Origin of the sequence: Taishania pollutisoli (genome assembly GCF_014518315.1) — a bacterium.
GTDB classification, from domain to species: domain Bacteria; phylum Bacteroidota; class Bacteroidia; order Flavobacteriales_D; family Crocinitomicaceae; genus Taishania; species Taishania pollutisoli.
The window spans coordinates 556,194-574,788 of the sequence record NZ_JACVEL010000001.1 but is presented as its reverse complement, the minus strand read 5'-3'; the positions used below and the strand labels follow the sequence as shown (position 1 = coordinate 574,788).

Genomic DNA, 18,595 nt, shown 5'->3' with positions numbered 1-18,595 from the left:
ACAGCTGCTATGAAATACCTGATACTAATGCTCCTGCTAAAGATTTCCTGTGCAACCTTTTCACAGGTTTTACAACCGGGATTCAGTAAAGAAGAATACAGGGAACTGATGTACGTATCAACACGTACCACTGCAAGCCCCGATTACTACAATAAGTTTCCGGAACCAGCTGATTTTAAAATGGTTTATCAGTCACAGCCGATCGGGTTGGATAATTTATGGGATTTCTGGGTTTCTGAAGACAAGCGGGCAGTTATCAGTATACGGGGAACAACATCAAAATCGGAAAGCTGGCTGGCCAACTTTTATGCGGCCATGGTTCCCGCAAAAGGAAAATTGCAATTACCTGAAAATAAGGTGTTCACTTATGAGCTTGCCCGTTCTCCCGACGCAGCGGTTCATGTCGGATGGTTGCTGAGTACAGCCTACCTGTCAGAAGAAATTGTTCCGAGAATCAAAGAATACTATGCGCAGGGATTCAAAGATATTATCATCACCGGGCATAGTCAGGGAGGTGCTATTTCGTTCTTATTGACCGCTCACCTGTATGGGTTACAGCGCAACAATGAATTGCCTACGGACATTCGCTTCAAAACGTATTGCAGTGCGGCACCCAAACCGGGGAATTTACATTTTGCTTACGAATACGAGGCAATGACGTATGGAGGTTGGGCGTTCAACGTGGTCAATGCAGCCGATTGGGTTCCGGAAACACCTATGTCAATTCAAACACTACATGATTTCAGTGAAGTTAACCCGTTTGTCAACGCGAAAAATGCAATCAAACAGCAAAAGTTCCCGAAAAACATGATACTGCGTCATGTCTACAACCAACTGGAAAAACCAACCCGTAAAGCACAAAGGAAATACGAGCGGTACTTAGGGAAAATGACTTCGAAAATGATTGGTGAAACAATAAAAGGGTATGTAACACCGGAATTTTATAAAAGCAATCACTACGTGCGGACAGGAAATACGATTGTCCTGTTGCCGGATGAAGAATATTACAAAAAGTATCCGAATGATCCTGCCCGGATATTCATTCACCACCCACATCCGCCGTACCTGGAACTGTTGGAAAAATTACCGGATTGAACATGAAATAGCTTTGTAAAAAATGGCTTCATGAAAACATATGTATTGATTTTGCTGTTTATCCTTGGAATTACCAGTTCCTTTTCGCAGAATACCCAGGTGATTAGCGGTACCATTACTGAACAATTTACACTCCAGCCCGTTCCGTTTGCAAAAGTACAAGTGGCAGGAACAGAATACCGGACGGTTTCGGATGAAGCAGGATACTTTGAGCTGAAACAAGTGCCTGTCGGAAGAATCAACCTGCAGATTTCTGCAACAGGTTATAAATCGGCATACTTATCCAACCTGGAGCTATTGACAGGGAAACAATTGGTGCTGACAATTGAACTGACCGAGGAGATTACATCGTTGGAAGAGGTGACGATTGTGTCGGATGACAAACAATACAGTTTCAATGAAATGATCAAAGTCAGCCGGAGACAATTTTCCATCGAAGAAAGTAAACGGTATGCAGGAAGTTTGAATGACATCCAGCGGATGGCCAGTAGTTTTGCAGGAATTACAACCGCAAATGACCAGGTCAATGACATCATTGTCCGGGGTAATACACCTTCCGGAATGCTGTTTCGACTCGATGGAATGAACATCCCCAACCCCAATCACTGGTCCATGCCCGGATCTGCGGGAGGAACGGTAAGTATGCTCAATAATAACGTGCTCCGAAATTCGGATTTTATTACAGGAGCGTTTGCCGCAGAGTATGATGCGTTTTCAGGTGTATTTGACCTGCGGACACGAAACGGAAATTACAACAAACACGAATTTCTTTTTCAATTGGGATTCAACGGACTGGAAGCCGGAGCCGAAGGACCGGTTCATCGCAAGTCGCGAACGAGTTATTTGTTCAATTACCGCAAATCATTGTTAGAATTCTTGTCCCTGTTTATGCAATTCGGCACAGGAACTGCCGTTCCGAAATACCAGGATTTTTTCTTCAAAATAAACGCGCCGACACAAAAAGCGGGAACCTTTTCCTTCATTGCGATGGGTGGAACGAGCAATATTCACTTCACCCCGGAAGAAGACAAGCAGAATAATTACACGTATGAAGACCTGAAAAGTGGTAGTAACACCGGAGTAATTGGTGTTTCCCACCAAATTTCACACACGGCGAAGTATACCTTCAATACTTCCCTGATGGCTTCGGGAGTCCTTTCCAAAACAACGATTGACAATACCTGGATTGACCCGGTGAGTTCTGACCTGGTAAGAGAACCGTTTGCGAATAATAAATTCCTGGACAGTAAGCTTGAACTTAACCATTACACCCATATCAAAACAAATAGTAAGAATTATTTCAAGGCAGGATTTTACATTGATTATTTCATGGGAAACTACACGCAAGACGTCTTTCTCAATAAAATTCCGGGAACTTCCAAGTATTGGGTGCGCGGTATTGATTATTCGGGTAATTATGTACAGACGAATGTATACCTCAATTACCTCCATAAATTCAATGACCGGATCGAACTGGTTTCCGGGGTGGCATACAAATACCTTACATTGACAAAGCGGCAGGTTGCAGAACCGAAGATCAGTGCGAGTTTTAAAACAGGAAGCCGCGGAGCGTTCAGCCTGGGTACGGGATTGTATTCCAAGGCACCTTCACTCATTCATGTCAATGTAGTAGATGTTGTTTATGCACCGGACGGAACAATAGCATCTTCTACGCGTCACAATACGGGACTGGATTACATGAAAAGTTTTCATTCCGTGCTGGGATATGATTTCTTCATTACTCCTAAATTACACATAAAAACAGAAGTCTATTATCAACGTTTGTACGATGTTATTACAGCAAATACAGCGACAGATAGCACTTCGGCAAATAACGTTTATACGTCGCTGAATGAATTTTCTTTTTCCTTTGAATCCATGCCAACGATCCTTGGAAATAACGGAAAGGGAGAAAATTATGGGATTGAGTTGACTGTTGAACAATTCTTATCGAAAGGATTCTATTTTTTGGTGACCGCAAGTGTGTTTAACTCCCGTTATAAATCCGTTGATAATGCCTGGCGGAATACACGTTTCAATAGCAATCTGGTAACGAATGCACTGGCCGGGAAAGAATTCATTCTGAGACCGAAATTTAAATTATTGCTGGATGTGAAACTCAATTACATGAAAGGAAACAGATACATTCCATTGCTCGAACAACAATCCATAGCAAGCAATGAAGCGGTTTACGACTATACACAGGCATACGAACACCGCCTTCCCGACTTCTTCCGGATGGATTTCCGGTTAGGGTTCAAATTTGAAGGAAAAAAAATCACACAGGAAGCGGCATTTGAAGCACAAAACCTGACCAATCGCAGAAATATATACATGCAGCAATACAATCCGAATACCGGTTCCGTTGAAACACTGTATCAGAACGGAATTCTTCCGATGGGGCTTTACCGGATCTACTTCTGATCGGATACCAGTGCTTTGCTTCCTTGCAACATTTTCCTAACTTTGCAAAAAAATACAGCGATGAAGCTCCATTACAGAGAAACCGGAGAAGGAAAACCCTTTGTCATTTTACACGGATTATTCGGCAATTCAGACAACTGGCAAACACATGGAAAACGATTGTCAGAATATTACCGTGTCATCATGGTTGACTTGAGAAACCACGGACATTCCGGTTGGAGCGATGAATTTTCGTATGAACTGATGGCTGGAGATCTCAAAGAACTCTTTGATGACCTGAAGTTGGAAGAAGTAATCCTGTTGGGACACTCCATGGGGGGGAAAGCGGCAATGCTATTTGCCCAGAAATACCCTGAATTATTGGAGAAACTGATTGTTGTAGATATGGGGATCAAATCGTATCCGCCGCATCACCAGCACATATTAGAAGCATTGAATACATTGGATTTATCAACCATTGATAACCGTTCGCAGGCAGAACAACACTTATCGAAATACATTGACTCCGATGGTGTTAAACAATTCTTGTTGAAAAACATCTACTGGATTGAAAAAGGAAAGATGGCATGGAGAATGAATACACCTGTGCTGGAGCGGGAAATGGAGAACATTCTTTCAGCTTTGGAACCGAAAGAGTGTTTTGTACAGACCCTGTTTATACGGGGAGGCTTGTCGAATTATATCCTGGATGAAGATATTCCCGGGTTAGAGGATGCGTTTCCGGATAGCGAATTCATTACTATTCCCGATGCCGGACACTGGGTACATGCCGAACAACCCGATGCGTTTATTGATGCTGTATTGGGATTCTGTCTGAGGTAATTACCTGTTATGAAGCATGTAGTAATTGCAGGAGGAGGGCCGGCAGGGTTGATGGCAGCACACGTTTTGTCACAGAATGACACATTTCGGGTACAGGTCTTTGACGCGAATAAAGCAATAGCACGGAAGTTCCTGGTTGCCGGACATGGAGGCTTTAACCTGACGAATGCAGAAGCGACTGATGCATTTATTGAGAAATATACGCATCCGTTTATTCAAAATGCTGTGCGGCATTTTTCCAATGAACAAACCATACAATGGCTTTCGGAAATTGGTGTTAACACATTTGTCGGATCCAGCGGAAAAATTTTCCCCGAAAAAGGAATCAAACCCATACAAGTGCTTACCAAATGGATCGGGTACCTGGAAAAAAACGGCGTCACCATTCATACAGAACATCAACTGATCGATTTCACGGAAGGAACTGCCGTTTTTCAACACGAAGGAAAACGAGTAGCTGTTGAATATGATTACCTTATTACTGCTTTTGGAGGAGCTTCCTGGAAAAAAACAGGATCCACAGGAGAGTGGACAGAGTTATTCATCAGGAAAAACCGGGAGATCATCCCGTTTCAGGCAAGTAATGCAGGAATTGTACTTGCCGGTTGGGATGCCGGATTGGGCGGTGGAGTGCTGAAAAACACAGAAATCACCATTGACGGAGCAAAACAATTTGGAGAAATAGAACTGACAGATTATGGATTGGAAGGAGCTCCGGTATATGCATTGAGCAAAAAGATACGGGAAGGAGCAACCGAATTAGTGCTGAATCTGAAACCGGTATGGACTCCTGGACGACTGGCCGAAAAATACGCTGCGTTCAGTGGTTCTAAAACAGATTTTTTGAGCGCAATTAAAGTATCAAAACCGGGAGTGAAACTCATAAAACATGTGCTTTCAAAGGAAGAGTTTACAGATGATAAGCGTTTTCTCCGGGCAATTCATCACCTTGTTTTGCCCGTTGAAGAATTGCGACCGGTGGACGAAGCTATTTCTACGGTCGGAGGACTTTCGATGAATGAAGTGGATGCTTCTTTTCAATTAATCAACAGCGAAAAACACTACTGCATCGGTGAAATGTTGGACTGGGATGCTCCTACAGGCGGCTATTTACTGCAGGCGTGTTTTGCCTCGGGATACATGGCGGCTCAGTCTGTTTTGAAATTATGATTTATTACGAAAGTGGTAAGGGGCTGTAATATGATTGGACTGTTGCCCCAAATTTTCGGTGATCCTGAACTCAAAAATCTGTGAAATTTCACGAGCAAACAGACGAACAAATTATAAATTCATGCATTCGTGGTGAAAAGACGGCTCAATTTTTTTAACAGAATAATTACTAATCAGTCGATTCGGGGAAGGTTTACTTTTTCCTGTACAATAAAACTTGTCGGATAGGTTGTGCCTACTTCGGCTTTCAGTCGATCTGCTTCCAGTTGTGTTCTGAAATCACCAACCCGGAGAAAATAATTGGGCGCACTATAGGTAACGTACGTTTCAATTTTCGGAAATGATTTGGCAAATTGCATACGCGCCTGATCAACTTTTGATCGTTCAGAATCGAAGAACAGTTGCAGGCGGTAACCGTTGATCTGTACTGATGTGGCAGGAGGAATTACTTCTCCTTGCTTTTTAATCAACTCATTAATACGAGGATCTTTTACCACTTCAATGTTCCCCTGGCTGTAAACAACAGTGTTTCCAGGTGAAAGAATCCATAAACAGAACAACAAAATCGTTTTTTTCATTTCCGGTAATTACAATTCGATGATACAAAAGTAAAAATAATTATGATTTCCATAAATTTCTGCTTTTTCTCTTTTGATAACAATCATTGTGCCAATGGGGATTTTTCTTAGAAGACTTCTATTTTCTTGAGTTTCAAATTTTCGGTGAATCATCCGCGCAGTTATTTGATTTGAGACAAATTTTAACTTTTATTTAGAATGGTTTTAAATTAACGTTTTTGCGAGGAAAAATGTCATCAAACTGTCATCAAAATGGGTTTATATTCTAAATTTGCTACCGCTGATTGCTATATAATTGGCTGTAAATAGGCATTTTTGACATGAAATTATCTAATACTCAAATGTTTAGAAAAATTAACAAATGGTGCGTAGGTGCATTGACAGTAGTGTTGATGACCGGCACATTCAACGCAAAAGCTCAGCCTGACGGAGCTACTTTATTTAAAAAGTGTGCTACCTGTCACAGCCCGTTTAAAGACGGGACAGGTCCGAAGCTGAAAGATGTTAGAGCGAAGTGGGCTGACGGAGGAGCAAAAGAAGGTTCAATCAATCAATGGGTGCGTAACTGGGAGGCTGCTGCTGCGGCTGATCCGTACGCTGCTTCTGTGGCAAAAGTGAAGCCGACAAACATGGATAAATTCCCGGCGTTGACGGATGAAGAGATTGATGCGATTTTTAACTACGTTGACGCACAAGAAGAGCCTGTAGCTGCAACTGCTGCTGTAGACGGTGGTTCAGGAGGTGCAGTTGTTGAAGAGGAGTCCTCTATTGGTTGGATCTGGATCATTCTTGGAATCGTTTTCGTAACAATCATTCTTTCTGTTGGAGGTGTTCGTCGTCAATTGACAATCGCGAACGCAGAGCAGGAAGGGAAAGATGTTGAAGATGCTCCGTCGTATGGTGCTGAATTCAAAGCATGGGCTTGGAAAAATAGAAAATATGTAGGAATGGCTTCGCTGGTGATTGTGATTTCGTTGGTGGTTTCATTGTTTCTTGCATTATATAGTATTGACGTAAGAGAAGGATATCAGCCGTCTCAGCCAATCGATTTCCCGCACTCGGTTCACGCAGGAATTAACGGGATTGATTGTAAGTACTGTCACAATTCTGTTACAGAGTCAAGAACGGCAGGTTTGCCATCTGTAAACGTGTGTATGAACTGTCACAAACAAGTAACAGGAACAACTCCGGAACAACAGGAAAAAATCAAAAAGATTTACGAAGCTGCAGGATGGGACGGAAGTGTGTACACAGGTCAGACAAAAGAAATTATCTGGAACAAAGTACACGTTCTTCCTGATCACGTATACTTCAACCACTCTCAGCACGTAGTGGCAGGTGGGGTAGATTGTATCCAGTGTCACGGTGATATGAAAACAATGAAAGAAACAGCGAAAGTACAGCCGGTTTCCGAATTGAATAAATTAGAAGGGAATGTTAAGTTGACAAAGCCGACACTGACAATGGGATGGTGTATCGAATGTCACGATCAAAAAGGAATTTCTGAAGGTCCTCTTGATACAAAAGGAGACGGTTATTATGCAGAGATCCACAGACGTTTACTTAACAATGACCCTAAATTGTACCAGGAATACCTGAAAGACGGAAAAGTTTCCGTGAAAGAATTAGGTGGTTGGGAATGTGCTAAGTGTCACTATTAATTAACGAATTGAAGAAGTCGAAGTAATCATGGGAACGACAAGAAAATATTGGAAAGGTCTTGAAGAGTTAAACGAGACACCAGAATTCCTCCAATCGAAAGAACAAGAATTTCCGGCTCAACAAAAAATTGAAGAATTTTTGAGCGACGAAAAACTGGGAGAGACAACGACAAATCGTAGAGATTTCCTTAAATTTTTAGGATTTAGTGTCGCTGCTGCTACAGTTGCTGCATGTGAGGCACCTGTAACAAAAGCAATTCCTTACGTAGTGAAACCTGAAGATGTGACTCCAGGTATGCCGACGTGGTATGCAACAACATATTATGATGGTAGTTCATATGGAAGTATCTTGGTTAAAACGCGTGAAGGTCGTCCGATCTTTATCAAAGGAAACAGAGATCAGGGAATCAATAAAGGAGTTGTAAATGCTCAGATTATTGCTTCTGTTCTTGGTTTGTACGAATCAGCGCGATTGACAGATGCTTCTATAAACGGAGCCGCAAAAGGATTGGCTACAGTTGATAGTGAAATCATCAGCGCATTGAAAGCTGCTAATAAAGTAACCCTTTTCTCCAATACAATTATCAGCCCGTCTTTGCAGGGAGCTGTTGCTGAATTTGCAACAGGGTTGGGAGAAGGTAAATTTGAACATATTCAGTACGACGCTGTTTCATACGCGGGAATGCGTGCAGCGAACAAAGAATCATTCGGATTGACAATCGGCGGAGTTGCGGAGAACGACGGAATTATTCCTGATTACGACTTCTCACAAGCAAAAACGATTGTTTCCATCGGAGCTGATTTCCTGAACTCCTGGTTATTGCCGACACAGTTCTCCCGTCAGTTCGGAGAAACAAGAAACCCGGACGGAGAATGGATGTCTACCTTCTTTATGTTTGAATCAGCAATGTCTATTACAGGTTCCAATGCCGATTACAGAGGGTTGATCAAGCCGTCTGAACAAGCAAGTGTGTTGGCGTATATCCTGAAAGCATTTGGTGTTGCAACAGACGTTAGTACGGCATTGCCTGACGCAGCGAAAAAAGTAGCTGACCGTGCAATTGCGGAATTGAAAAAATCAAAAGCAAATTCATTGGTTGTTGCAGGTTCGAACAACAAAGCTGTTCAGATCCTGACAAACAAACTAAATGAAGTACTGGGAGCTTACACGAAAACAATCAATGTAAACAACCCGATAAATCTTTACCGCTCAGAAGACGCGAAAGTACAGAAGTTTGTTGGCGATGTTATTGCCGGAAAAGCAAGCGATGTAGTTATCTTCTTAGATACAAACCCGGTTTATTCACTGCCAAACGGTGAAGAATTCGGAAAAGCAATTTCAAAAATTAAAACTTCTGTTGCTATCTCTCAGTTCGCTGACGAAACAGCTTCAAAAGCAAAATACATTGTTCCTGCCTTACACGCGTTGGAAGCATGGAATGATTACAATCCGACAGCGGCACATTATGCAACTGCACAGCCTACGATTCGTCCGTTAGGAGCTAACACGTCTTCTCCGATCGAATCGTTCCTGGTATGGGCAGGAAAAGCAAACCGCGGAGGAAAAGATTCCAAGGTGGCTTACGACTACATCAAGTCGAACTGGCAAACACACGGATTTACTTCTCAAACGAAATACACTACTCCGGAGGATTACTGGAACATCGTGGTACACAACTCAACAGATGAGTTCCCGATTCCGGCTCCTACAGCACCTGCGTTTACAGCATCGTTGAATGTTGCAGCTCAGTTGCCGAAAGTGAGTGGTGTTACCGAAGTCATCCTGTATCAGAAAGCAGGTATCGGTATCGGAACACAAGCTGCGAACCCGTGGTTGCAGGAGATGCCGGATCCGATGACAAAAGTAACCTGGGATAACTACTTCACGATGAACCCGATCGATAAGGCTTATAACTACAATAAGACATACGATCAGGAGCACGGGTTGAGCCTGGCTACATTGACAGTAGGAGGAGTAAAAATGACATTACCTGTTTACCCGCTTCCGGGACAAGCACCTGGTACAATCGGTGTCGCATTGGGATACGGAAGAGGAGCAAATGGTGAAAACATCGGTAAAGGTGCTTACCAGGTAGAAGAATTCGGAGGTCTTTCAAAAGATGAAAATGGAAATCTGAAGCCAATTGGTGCCAATGCATTTAAACTGGTAAATGTTCAGAACGGAACATACGCATACGAGACAGCAGGTACGCTGAACAAAGAGCAGGGTGAGTATTTAATCGCGGCTACGCAGATTCACCATACTGTAATGGCTCGTCAGTCCATTGTCAGAGAAACGACACTGGATGTTTATAAAAAAGGAGTAAAAGAAGCATATAACCCGGCTCACGTATTGCAAAAAATCGATGAGAACGGACACCACGTTTCCTTACCGATCTCTGAGTTCAACCTGTGGGAAGAACATCCGGTAAACAACGTAGGACACCGTTGGGTAATGACAATCGACCTGAACCAGTGTTTCGGATGTGGAGCATGTTTGATCGCTTGTCAAGCTGAAAACAACGTTCCTGTAGTTGGTAAACACGAGGTCAGAAAAGGACGTGAAATGCACTGGTTGCGTTTGGATCGTTACTTCTCTTCAGATGTGGAAGCAACAATCGGTACACGAAAAGATCCGGATACATATGATTACCATGAGGCAGAAGTGGCAGAGTTGAACCCGAAAGTGGTCCACATGCCAATGATGTGTCAACACTGTAATCACGCACCTTGTGAAACGGTTTGTCCTGTTTCTGCGACAACTCACAGCAACGAAGGTCTGAACCAAATGACATACAACAGATGTATCGGTACACGTTACTGTGCGAACAACTGTCCTTATAAAGTACGTCGATTCAACTGGTTTAATTATCCGTCATACAAGAAATTTGCTGAAATCAACCCTGCACAGGACGATTTAGGACGTATGGTATTGAACCCGGATGTTACTGTTCGTACACGAGGAGTAATGGAAAAATGTTCAATGTGTGTGCAAAACATCCAGGAAGGTAAACTGAAAGCGAAAGTGGAAGGAAGACCGGTAGTTGACGGAGATATCACTTCAGCTTGTGGTGATTCTTGTCCTGCGGGAGCAATCACATTCGGTGACTGGAATGACATTCATTCAGCAGTTCGTAAGAGCGCGGATGAAGACCGTTCATACCAGGCATTGGAAGAAGTGGGTGTACGTCCGAACGTGTTCTACAAAGTGAAAGTACGTAATGAACAAAATGACCTGTTGTCAACGATTCAGGGAAAACGTGCGAAAAAAGCAGAACACCACGGTGAAGAGAAATCACACCACACAACAGAACATAAAGCAAGTCACTAACTAAGATAAAAAACGATTGTAATGCATAAGGAAGCAGCAATTAGAGAACCCCTCATTTTAGGTCACAAGACCTATCACGACATCACGGAAGACATTTGTCGCCCGATCGAGGACAAAGCGCCAAGAATGTGGTACATACTTTTCAGTATCGCATTGATCATTGGACTTTACGGAGTAGGTTGTATTTTGTACTTACTCGGAACGGGGATCGGAGTCTGGGGATTGAACAAAACAGTTAACTGGGCATGGGATATTACCAACTTCGTATGGTGGGTAGGTATCGGACACGCCGGAACCTTGATCTCTGCCGTATTGTTATTGTTCCGTCAACGATGGAGAATGGCGATCAACCGTTCCGCTGAGGCGATGACGATCTTTGCCGTATTCATGGCAGGTATCTTCCCGCTGATTCACATGGGACGTTTGTGGATGGGGTATTTTGTGTTCCCGTTGCCAAACCAGTTCGGTTCGTTGTGGGTTAACTTTAACTCTCCGTTGTTGTGGGACGTATTCGCAATTTCAACGTATTTATCTGTAGGTTTTGTATTCTGGTACATCGGTTTGATTCCTGACTTTGCAACATTGCGCGACAGAGCGAAAAAACCGGTTTCCAAGAAAATGTATTCCATCCTTTCATTCGGATGGTCAGGAAGAGCAAAACACTGGAACAGATTTGAATTGGTTTCATTGGTATTGGCAGGTTTGGCGACACCACTCGTATTCTCGGTTCACTCGATTGTATCCTTTGACTTTGCCACATCTGTAATCCCCGGATGGCATACCACGATCTTCCCTCCGTACTTCGTTGCGGGAGCCGTGTTCTCCGGATTTGCGATGGTACAAACATTGATGTTGATCATGCGGAAGGCAATGAACCTGGAGGCATACATTCATACACGTCACGTAGAATACATGAACATCGTAATCATGGTAACGGGATCCATCGTAGGTACCGCTTATATCACGGAGTTATTCATCTCCTGGTACTCAGGAGTTGAATACGAAGGATACGCTTTCTTCAACCGTGCTACAGGACCATACTGGTGGGCTTACTGGTCGATGATGACATGTAACGTGATCTCCCCGCAGTTGATGTGGTTCAGAAAATTGAGAAGAAGCTTGTTGTTTACATTTATCATTTCAATTGTTGTAAACATCGGGATGTGGTTCGAGCGTTATGTAATTATCGTTACTTCATTGCACCGTGACTACTTGCCGTCTGCATGGAGTATGCACTACCCGTCTAACATTGACATCGGTATCTATGTTGGTACAATCGGATTGTTCTTTGTATTCTTCTTATTGTTTGCCCGATTCTTCCCGGTACTGCCGATTGCAGAATTGAAAACAATCCTGAAAATTTCAGGGGAATCGTATAAGAATGCTCCTGATCATCACCACGGACACGATGATCATGGTCACGGACACCACGCACATGCTGAAGAGAAGCACACTGCTCCGGCGGCACCGAAAGCGGAGGAACACACATCAGAGGCACCGTCTTCTGACGAATCAAATGAAGAAAATAAGTCTGAGGAAGGAACAACTGATTCAGAAGAAAAATAATAGTATTAAATAGTTGACAAAATGGCTGATCAAGTAATTTATGCAATGTACGATGATGACGATGTCCTGAAGGATGGCGCGAAGAAGTTGGTTGCAAAAGGAGTTAAAGTAGCGGAAGTATTTTCTCCGTTCCCGATCCACGGAATCGACCCGATCATCGGAGTGAAGAATACACGTCTTGGAATCATGGCATTTCTTTACGGTTTGACTGGTTTGACGTTGGCAACAATTGGTATGCGTTACTTCATGATTGTTGACTGGCCGATGAACATCGGAGGTAAACCAAGCTTTTCGTACCTGGAGAATATGTTGGCATTCATTCCGATCTCGTTTGAGTTTACTGTATTGTGTGCAGCACACGGAATGGCATTGACATACTTCCTGAGAAACAAAACCTTGCCTGGAATCCCTGCACAAAACCCGGACCCGAGAACAACGGATGACCGTTTTGTAATGGAAATCAGAACGAGCGACAATACACACTTTTCTGCTGCAGAATTGGAAGCGTTGTTGAAAGAAACAGGAATTGTAGAATTGGATCAAAAAGAAATTAAATAATTTTGCCGGTTTTTTCGGACAGATTGATTTCCGAAGCTAAAAAAATAGAGAGATGAAAATGAATGTTAAGGCAATAGCAAGTTGGGCAATTACAGCAGTCGTACTGAGTGCATGTACAGCCGTTCCTGATAGCCCGGGATTAGAATACACGCCTGATATGTACCGTTCTGCGGCAATCGAACCATACGTTGATTATGGTCAGATCAAAGAACGTGTAAATCCGGAGTTGGCTATGAAAATGTCTGCAAAAGTTCCCCCGTTCGGAACAATTCCTTACTATGGAACAGACTCCGCGGAAGTTGCAATCAGGTTACCGTTCCCGTATTTGCCGAATGTTGCATTTAAGCAAACGCATGACTTAAGAGGATTTGATTTCTCTGCAGATGATACGTATTTGCTGGCTGCCGGATATTCAAACAATCCATATACACTGACAGAACAAAATGCAGATAAGATTTTTGCAGACGGTAAAAAACTGTTCAACGCAAACTGTGCACAATGCCACGGTGAGAAAGGGGACGGAAAAGGACCTATGTCTGTCAGCGGAATTTTCTCAGGAGTACCTGATTATGCTGATAAGAAAGACTTGAGCAACGGACAGATTTTCTATTCGATTTATTATGGAAAAGGAGCAATGGGATCACATGCTTCTATTTTGAATAAAAAGGAAATCTGGACATTGATTCACTACATCCGTAAGTTTCAGGATGCAAATTATGGCAAGTTCGGTGAAGCAGCGGTTGTTGCTGATTCGGCAACAGTTGCTACTGCAGAGAAAAAATAATTGACAAACAGAAATTGAAAACAGAGAAAAATGGAATTCAAAATCTCAAATAGAGCAAAGCTTGTTACTCTCAGCTTAATCGTTGTCGGAGCTTTGTTTACGTTAATCGGAGCTTTCACAATGGAAGAACATGGGTTGCAACGCTTTTTGGCGAGTAGCTTAACCAACAGTTTTTTCTTTTTCGCTATCGGACTGTTAGCATTGTTTTTCCTCGCGCTTCAGTACGCAACAGAAACAGCATGGTATGTATCTGTTAAACGGATGATCGAAGCAGTTGCAGGATATTTACCGTATGGTATTTTGTTTTTGATCATCACACTTGGTGTAATTACATTGTACGACGGTGCACACATCTACATCTGGATGGATCCTGAGTATACCAACCCGTCAAGTCATCATTACGATGCAATCATTGATGGTAAATCTGCTTATTTGAACAAAGGATTTTTCTGGATCAGAACAGTTGCATACCTGGCAACTTATTACTTGTTCTACTTAGGATTCAGAAAACGTTCATTAGAAGAAGACAGAGTAGGTGGAACAGCAATCCACTTTAAAAACTACAAAAAAGGAGCTACATTCTTAGTATTCTTTGCGGTATTCTCCTCCACACAAACGTGGGACTGGATCATGTCAATTGACGTTCACTGGTTCTCTACATTGTTCGGATGGTATGTATTTGCCGGAATGTGGTGTTCTGCAATGGTGGTGATTATCCTGGTAACATTGTATCTGAAAAGATTGGGTTACCTGCCGCGCGTAAATGATTCACACATCCACGATATCGGTAAATGGATTTTTGCTACTTCGTTCTTGTGGTCATACATGTGGTTCTCACAATTCATGTTGATCTGGTACGCAAACATGCCGGAAGAGGTAACGTACTACATCGCACGTATTGAAGATTATAAATTGATGTACTTCGGAATGTTTATTGTAAACTTCGCGTTCCCGATGTTGATTTTGATGTCAAGAGATGCAAAAAGAAATGCCGGAATCCTTTCATTTGTCGGATTGATTATCCTGGCAGGTCACTGGATGGACGTTTACCTGATGGTAACAGTAGGTTCTATGGGACCGACATCACATTTCGGCTTGCTGGAACTGGGAATGCCGTTATTGATCCTGGGATTCTTTATAAGAGTTATCCTGTTGAACCTGAGCAAAGCTCCGTTGACACCGGTGAATCACCCGTATTTGGACGAAAGTATTCACCACGAAATATAATACAGAACAGAATATATAACATAGATTATCAGAACTAATGGGAAGTAAATTAATCTTTTTGATCGTTGTCGTTTTAGGAGTAGTTGCAATTGCGCAGCTGGTTCGATTGTACGAACTTTCTTCTAAATTGAGAAAAAGAGGGGAGCACGAAATCAGTAACCGTGACAACCGCTTAAATGCGAAGTTGATGCTTGCATTTATGTTTGTCTTCTTCGGATCGATGATTTATTTGATGGTAAATTACGGTTGGACAGGAAGAGGTGTCGCAGCAACTGAACATGGTGAAAGACTGGATTGGTTGATGAGCCTGAACATGATAATCGTTCTGGTTGTATTTTTCTCTACCAATTTCTTATTGTTCCTGTTTGCATTCAAATATGTTAAAAAACCGGGGGTAAGAGCGCTTTATTTCCCACACAGTACAAAACTGGAGTTGATCTGGACAATTGTTCCTGCAATGGCCCTGTTGGTAATCATCGTGTTGGGGTTGATCGAGTGGGACAACGCTACATCAAAAGCAAAAGAAGATGCAATTGTAGTTGAATTGTACTCCAAACAGTTTGACTGGACAGCACGCTACTCAGGAAAAGACAATACACTTGGAAAATTCGATTACAAAGTAACTTCTGATAAAAACCTGTTGGGAATCGTTAACTCTGAAACATTGGACTATGCGATCGACAAGTTGAAAAACGATACGTTGTTGGGAATTGATGCAATGGAGCGCAACCTGAACAACAAAAACAAAATTTACAGCGTGGAAGAGCGTGAAAAAATGATGACTACATTGCACCGTAATGAAGAAATCTATCGCTTGTTGGTACAATTGAAAAACCGCCACGATAAGTCGTTGGATGCGCAATCATGGGATGATATCATCGTTGCAGGTCCTGCTGAGAAATTATACTTGTGTGTTGACCAGGAATATGAATTTAACTTCCGTTCGAAAGACGTTATTCACTCCGCTTTCTTCCCGAACTTCAGGGCACAAATGAACACGGTTCCGGGACAGACAACTCGTTTCAAATTCACACCGAACAAGACAACGGCAGAAATGCGAAAAATAAAGAATGATCCGAAATTTGATTATTCATTGTTGTGTAACAAAATCTGTGGTGGTTCTCACTACAAAATGTACATGTTGATCGAAGTATTGGAGAGAGATGAGTACAATGCTGTAATGAAAGCAATCGATTTGGGAAGTGACAATGCGACGCGTCCGAAAGATGATCAATTGACAGAAAAGGAATTGACTATTCTGAAAAAGAAATTCGGAGATGCGCTACCGGCAGCTCACCGTTTTGAAACCTTGTTCAAAGGTGCACCTGCTCCAGCGGTAGCTCCTGTGGTTGAAGGTGCGGAAGGAATGGTTGCTCCTGCTGATACGGCTCAAGTTGCAGCAGTTCCAGGAAAATAATTAAGTAGTAAGGAAATAAAATTTAAATAGATAAAAGATGTCTGTATTAGCACACGAAGCACACGGTCACCATGATTCTCACCACCACGATGAGCATGCTCACCACGAAGAACATTTCGTATCGAAGTACATTTTCAGCCAGGACCACAAAATGATTGCTAAGCAGTATTTAATTACTGCAGTATTCATGGGATTTGTAGGTATGTTGTTATCTATCTTATTCCGTATCCAATTGGCGTGGCCGGGTGAAAGTGCTGATTTCCTTTCATTCTTCCTGGGAGATACGTGGGCACCAAACGGTGTATTGAGTGAGGACATGTACCTGGGGTTAGTAACCATCCACGGTACAATCATGGTTTTCTTCTTGTTGACAGGAGGTCTCTCGGGAACATTCTCCAACTTGTTGATTCCATTCCAGCTGGGAGCAAGAGATATGGCTTCCGGATTCATGAACATGATTTCTTACTGGTTGTTTTTCATTTCAAGTGTGATCATGTTTATTTCTCTGTTCGTTGAAACAGGACCTGCGATGTCAGGATGGACGGTTTATCCTCCGCTTTCTGCATTGCCTCAGGCTGTTTCCGGTTCAGGATTGGGAATGGACTTGTGGTTGATCTCCATGGCGATCTTCATCGCTTCATCATTGATGGGATCATTGAACTACATCGTTACCGTTCTTAACCTGAGAACAAAAGGAATGACGATGACAAGAATGCCGTTGACAGTATGGACGTTCTTTGTTACAGCAATCTTAGGATTATTATCTTTCCCGGTTCTTTTGTCAGCAGCGTTGTTGTTGATCATGGACAGAACAATGGGAACATCTTTTTACTTGTCGGATATCATCGCTGGCTCTGAAATGTTGACGAACCACGGAGGATCACCGTTATTGTACCAACACTTGTTCTGGTTCTTAGGCCACCCGGAGGTATACATCGTATTGTTGCCTTCATTGGGATTGTCTTCTGAAATCATTTCTACGAATTCAAGAAAACCAATCTTTGGTTACCGTGCGATGATCGGTTCTACATTGGCCATCGGTTTCTTATCATTCATCGTATGGGCGCATCACATGTTCGTAACAGGTATGAGTCCGTTCTTAGGTTCAGTATTCGTATTTACGACATTGTTGATTGCGATTCCGTCAGCAGTAAAAGTATTTAACTACCTGACAACATTGTGGAAAGGTACAATTGTATACACACCGGCAATGTTGTTCTCGATCGGATTAGTATCTGCATTCATCACAGGGGGTATCACAGGGATTATCCTTGCTGACTCTGCGTTGGACATCACGGTTCACGATACATATTTCGTTGTAGCCCACTTCCACGTCGTAATGGGACTTTCAGCAGTATTCGGAATGTTTGCCGGGGTATACCACTGGTTCCCTAAAATGTTCGGAAGAATGTTGAACACACGATTGGGATACGCGCATTTCTGGGTAACAATTGTAGGAGCATACGGAGTATTTATCCCAATGCACTTCATCGGGATTTCAGGAGCACCACGTCGTTACTACGATTATTCAGTGTACGAAGTATTTGACGGAGAAACGTTCCTTAAGTTTGAAAACCTGAACCTGGTGATTACGATCTTTGCAATCATTGCAGCAACAGGACAGTTGATCTTCTTGTTCAACTTCTTCTACAGTATCTTCAGAGGACCGAAAGCACCTCAAAACCCATGGAACTCTTCTACATTGGAATGGACAACTCCTGTAGAGCACATCCACGGAAACTGGCCGGGAGCACTTCCGGTAGTTCACCGTTGGCCATACGATTTCTCTAAGCCAGGATGGGAAGAGGATTTTGTTCCTCAGACTACACCGCTGAAAGAAGGTGAAGAAGAACATTAGTAAAGACCTTTATAGTAAGAACCCCTCCGAAAAGAGGGGTTTTTTGTTTTAGTACAGTTTTAGCATGAAGATGCACGAATTCAAATTATTCCTATTTTTATGGT

The 18,595-nt window shown here is 42.6% G+C and carries 13 protein-coding genes; 12 read left to right on the top strand and 1 reads right to left on the bottom strand.

All coding sequences use genetic code 11. The features are described 5' to 3' along the window. The first annotated feature begins 9 nt into the window (after nucleotides 1-9). The 4 genes from H9Y05_RS02435 to H9Y05_RS02420 are packed head-to-tail and all read left to right on the top strand — an operon-like array spanning nucleotide 10 to nucleotide 5,511. On the top strand, nucleotides 10-1,095 hold the full coding sequence (locus H9Y05_RS02435; RefSeq protein WP_163490514.1) for a lipase family protein: 1,086 nt from the start codon (nucleotides 10-12) through the stop codon (nucleotides 1,093-1,095). 30 nt (nucleotides 1,096-1,125) lie between these two features. Then, complete coding sequence (locus tag H9Y05_RS02430) at nucleotides 1,126-3,519, top strand: TonB-dependent receptor (protein WP_216713396.1); 2,394 nt, start codon at nucleotides 1,126-1,128, stop codon at nucleotides 3,517-3,519. A 60-nt stretch (nucleotides 3,520-3,579) separates the two neighbouring features. Next, complete coding sequence (locus tag H9Y05_RS02425) at nucleotides 3,580-4,341, top strand: alpha/beta fold hydrolase (protein ID WP_163490512.1); 762 nt, start codon at nucleotides 3,580-3,582, stop codon at nucleotides 4,339-4,341. Between the two features lie 9 nt (nucleotides 4,342-4,350). Beyond that, nucleotides 4,351-5,511: a BaiN/RdsA family NAD(P)/FAD-dependent oxidoreductase gene (locus H9Y05_RS02420; RefSeq protein WP_216713395.1), complete on the top strand. Its 1,161-nt coding sequence runs from the start codon at nucleotides 4,351-4,353 to the stop codon at nucleotides 5,509-5,511. 173 nt (nucleotides 5,512-5,684) lie between these two features. Here H9Y05_RS02420 and H9Y05_RS02415 read toward each other — a convergent pair whose 3' ends face one another. Further along, nucleotides 5,685-6,089: an SPOR domain-containing protein gene (locus tag H9Y05_RS02415; RefSeq protein WP_163490510.1), complete on the bottom strand. Its 405-nt coding sequence runs from the start codon at nucleotides 6,087-6,089 to the stop codon at nucleotides 5,685-5,687. Between the two features lie 341 nt (nucleotides 6,090-6,430). Between H9Y05_RS02415 and H9Y05_RS02410 the strand changes: the two genes are divergently transcribed. Genes H9Y05_RS02410 through H9Y05_RS02375 form a run of 8 tightly spaced genes read left to right on the top strand, consistent with a single transcriptional unit; the run spans nucleotide 6,431 to nucleotide 18,491 of the window. Beyond that, on the top strand, nucleotides 6,431-7,750 hold the full coding sequence (locus H9Y05_RS02410) for a c-type cytochrome (protein WP_216713394.1): 1,320 nt from the start codon (nucleotides 6,431-6,433) through the stop codon (nucleotides 7,748-7,750). Between the two features lie 28 nt (nucleotides 7,751-7,778). Further along, the gene (locus H9Y05_RS02405; protein WP_216713393.1) at nucleotides 7,779-11,081 is read left to right on the top strand and encodes a TAT-variant-translocated molybdopterin oxidoreductase; all 3,303 of its coding nucleotides are present in this window, start codon (nucleotides 7,779-7,781) and stop codon (nucleotides 11,079-11,081) included. Nucleotides 11,082-11,102: 21 nt separating this feature from the next. Continuing rightward, on the top strand, nucleotides 11,103-12,647 hold the full coding sequence (gene nrfD, locus H9Y05_RS02400; protein ID WP_235992073.1) for an NrfD/PsrC family molybdoenzyme membrane anchor subunit: 1,545 nt from the start codon (nucleotides 11,103-11,105) through the stop codon (nucleotides 12,645-12,647). Between the two features lie 21 nt (nucleotides 12,648-12,668). After that, nucleotides 12,669-13,205 carry a DUF3341 domain-containing protein gene (locus H9Y05_RS02395; RefSeq protein WP_163490507.1) on the top strand — a complete coding sequence of 179 codons (537 nt, stop codon included), beginning with the start codon at nucleotides 12,669-12,671 and terminating at the stop codon, nucleotides 13,203-13,205. Between the two features lie 52 nt (nucleotides 13,206-13,257). Further along, nucleotides 13,258-13,989: a c-type cytochrome gene (locus tag H9Y05_RS02390; protein WP_163490506.1), complete on the top strand. Its 732-nt coding sequence runs from the start codon at nucleotides 13,258-13,260 to the stop codon at nucleotides 13,987-13,989. Between the two features lie 30 nt (nucleotides 13,990-14,019). After that, nucleotides 14,020-15,216: a quinol:cytochrome C oxidoreductase gene (locus tag H9Y05_RS02385; protein ID WP_216713392.1), complete on the top strand. Its 1,197-nt coding sequence runs from the start codon at nucleotides 14,020-14,022 to the stop codon at nucleotides 15,214-15,216. A 37-nt stretch (nucleotides 15,217-15,253) separates the two neighbouring features. Next, the gene (locus H9Y05_RS02380; RefSeq protein WP_216713391.1) at nucleotides 15,254-16,633 is read left to right on the top strand and encodes a cytochrome c oxidase subunit II transmembrane domain-containing protein; all 1,380 of its coding nucleotides are present in this window, start codon (nucleotides 15,254-15,256) and stop codon (nucleotides 16,631-16,633) included. Nucleotides 16,634-16,670: 37 nt separating this feature from the next. Further along, on the top strand, nucleotides 16,671-18,491 hold the full coding sequence (locus tag H9Y05_RS02375) for a cytochrome c oxidase subunit I (RefSeq protein WP_163490503.1): 1,821 nt from the start codon (nucleotides 16,671-16,673) through the stop codon (nucleotides 18,489-18,491). Nucleotides 18,492-18,595: the final 104 nt, after the last annotated feature.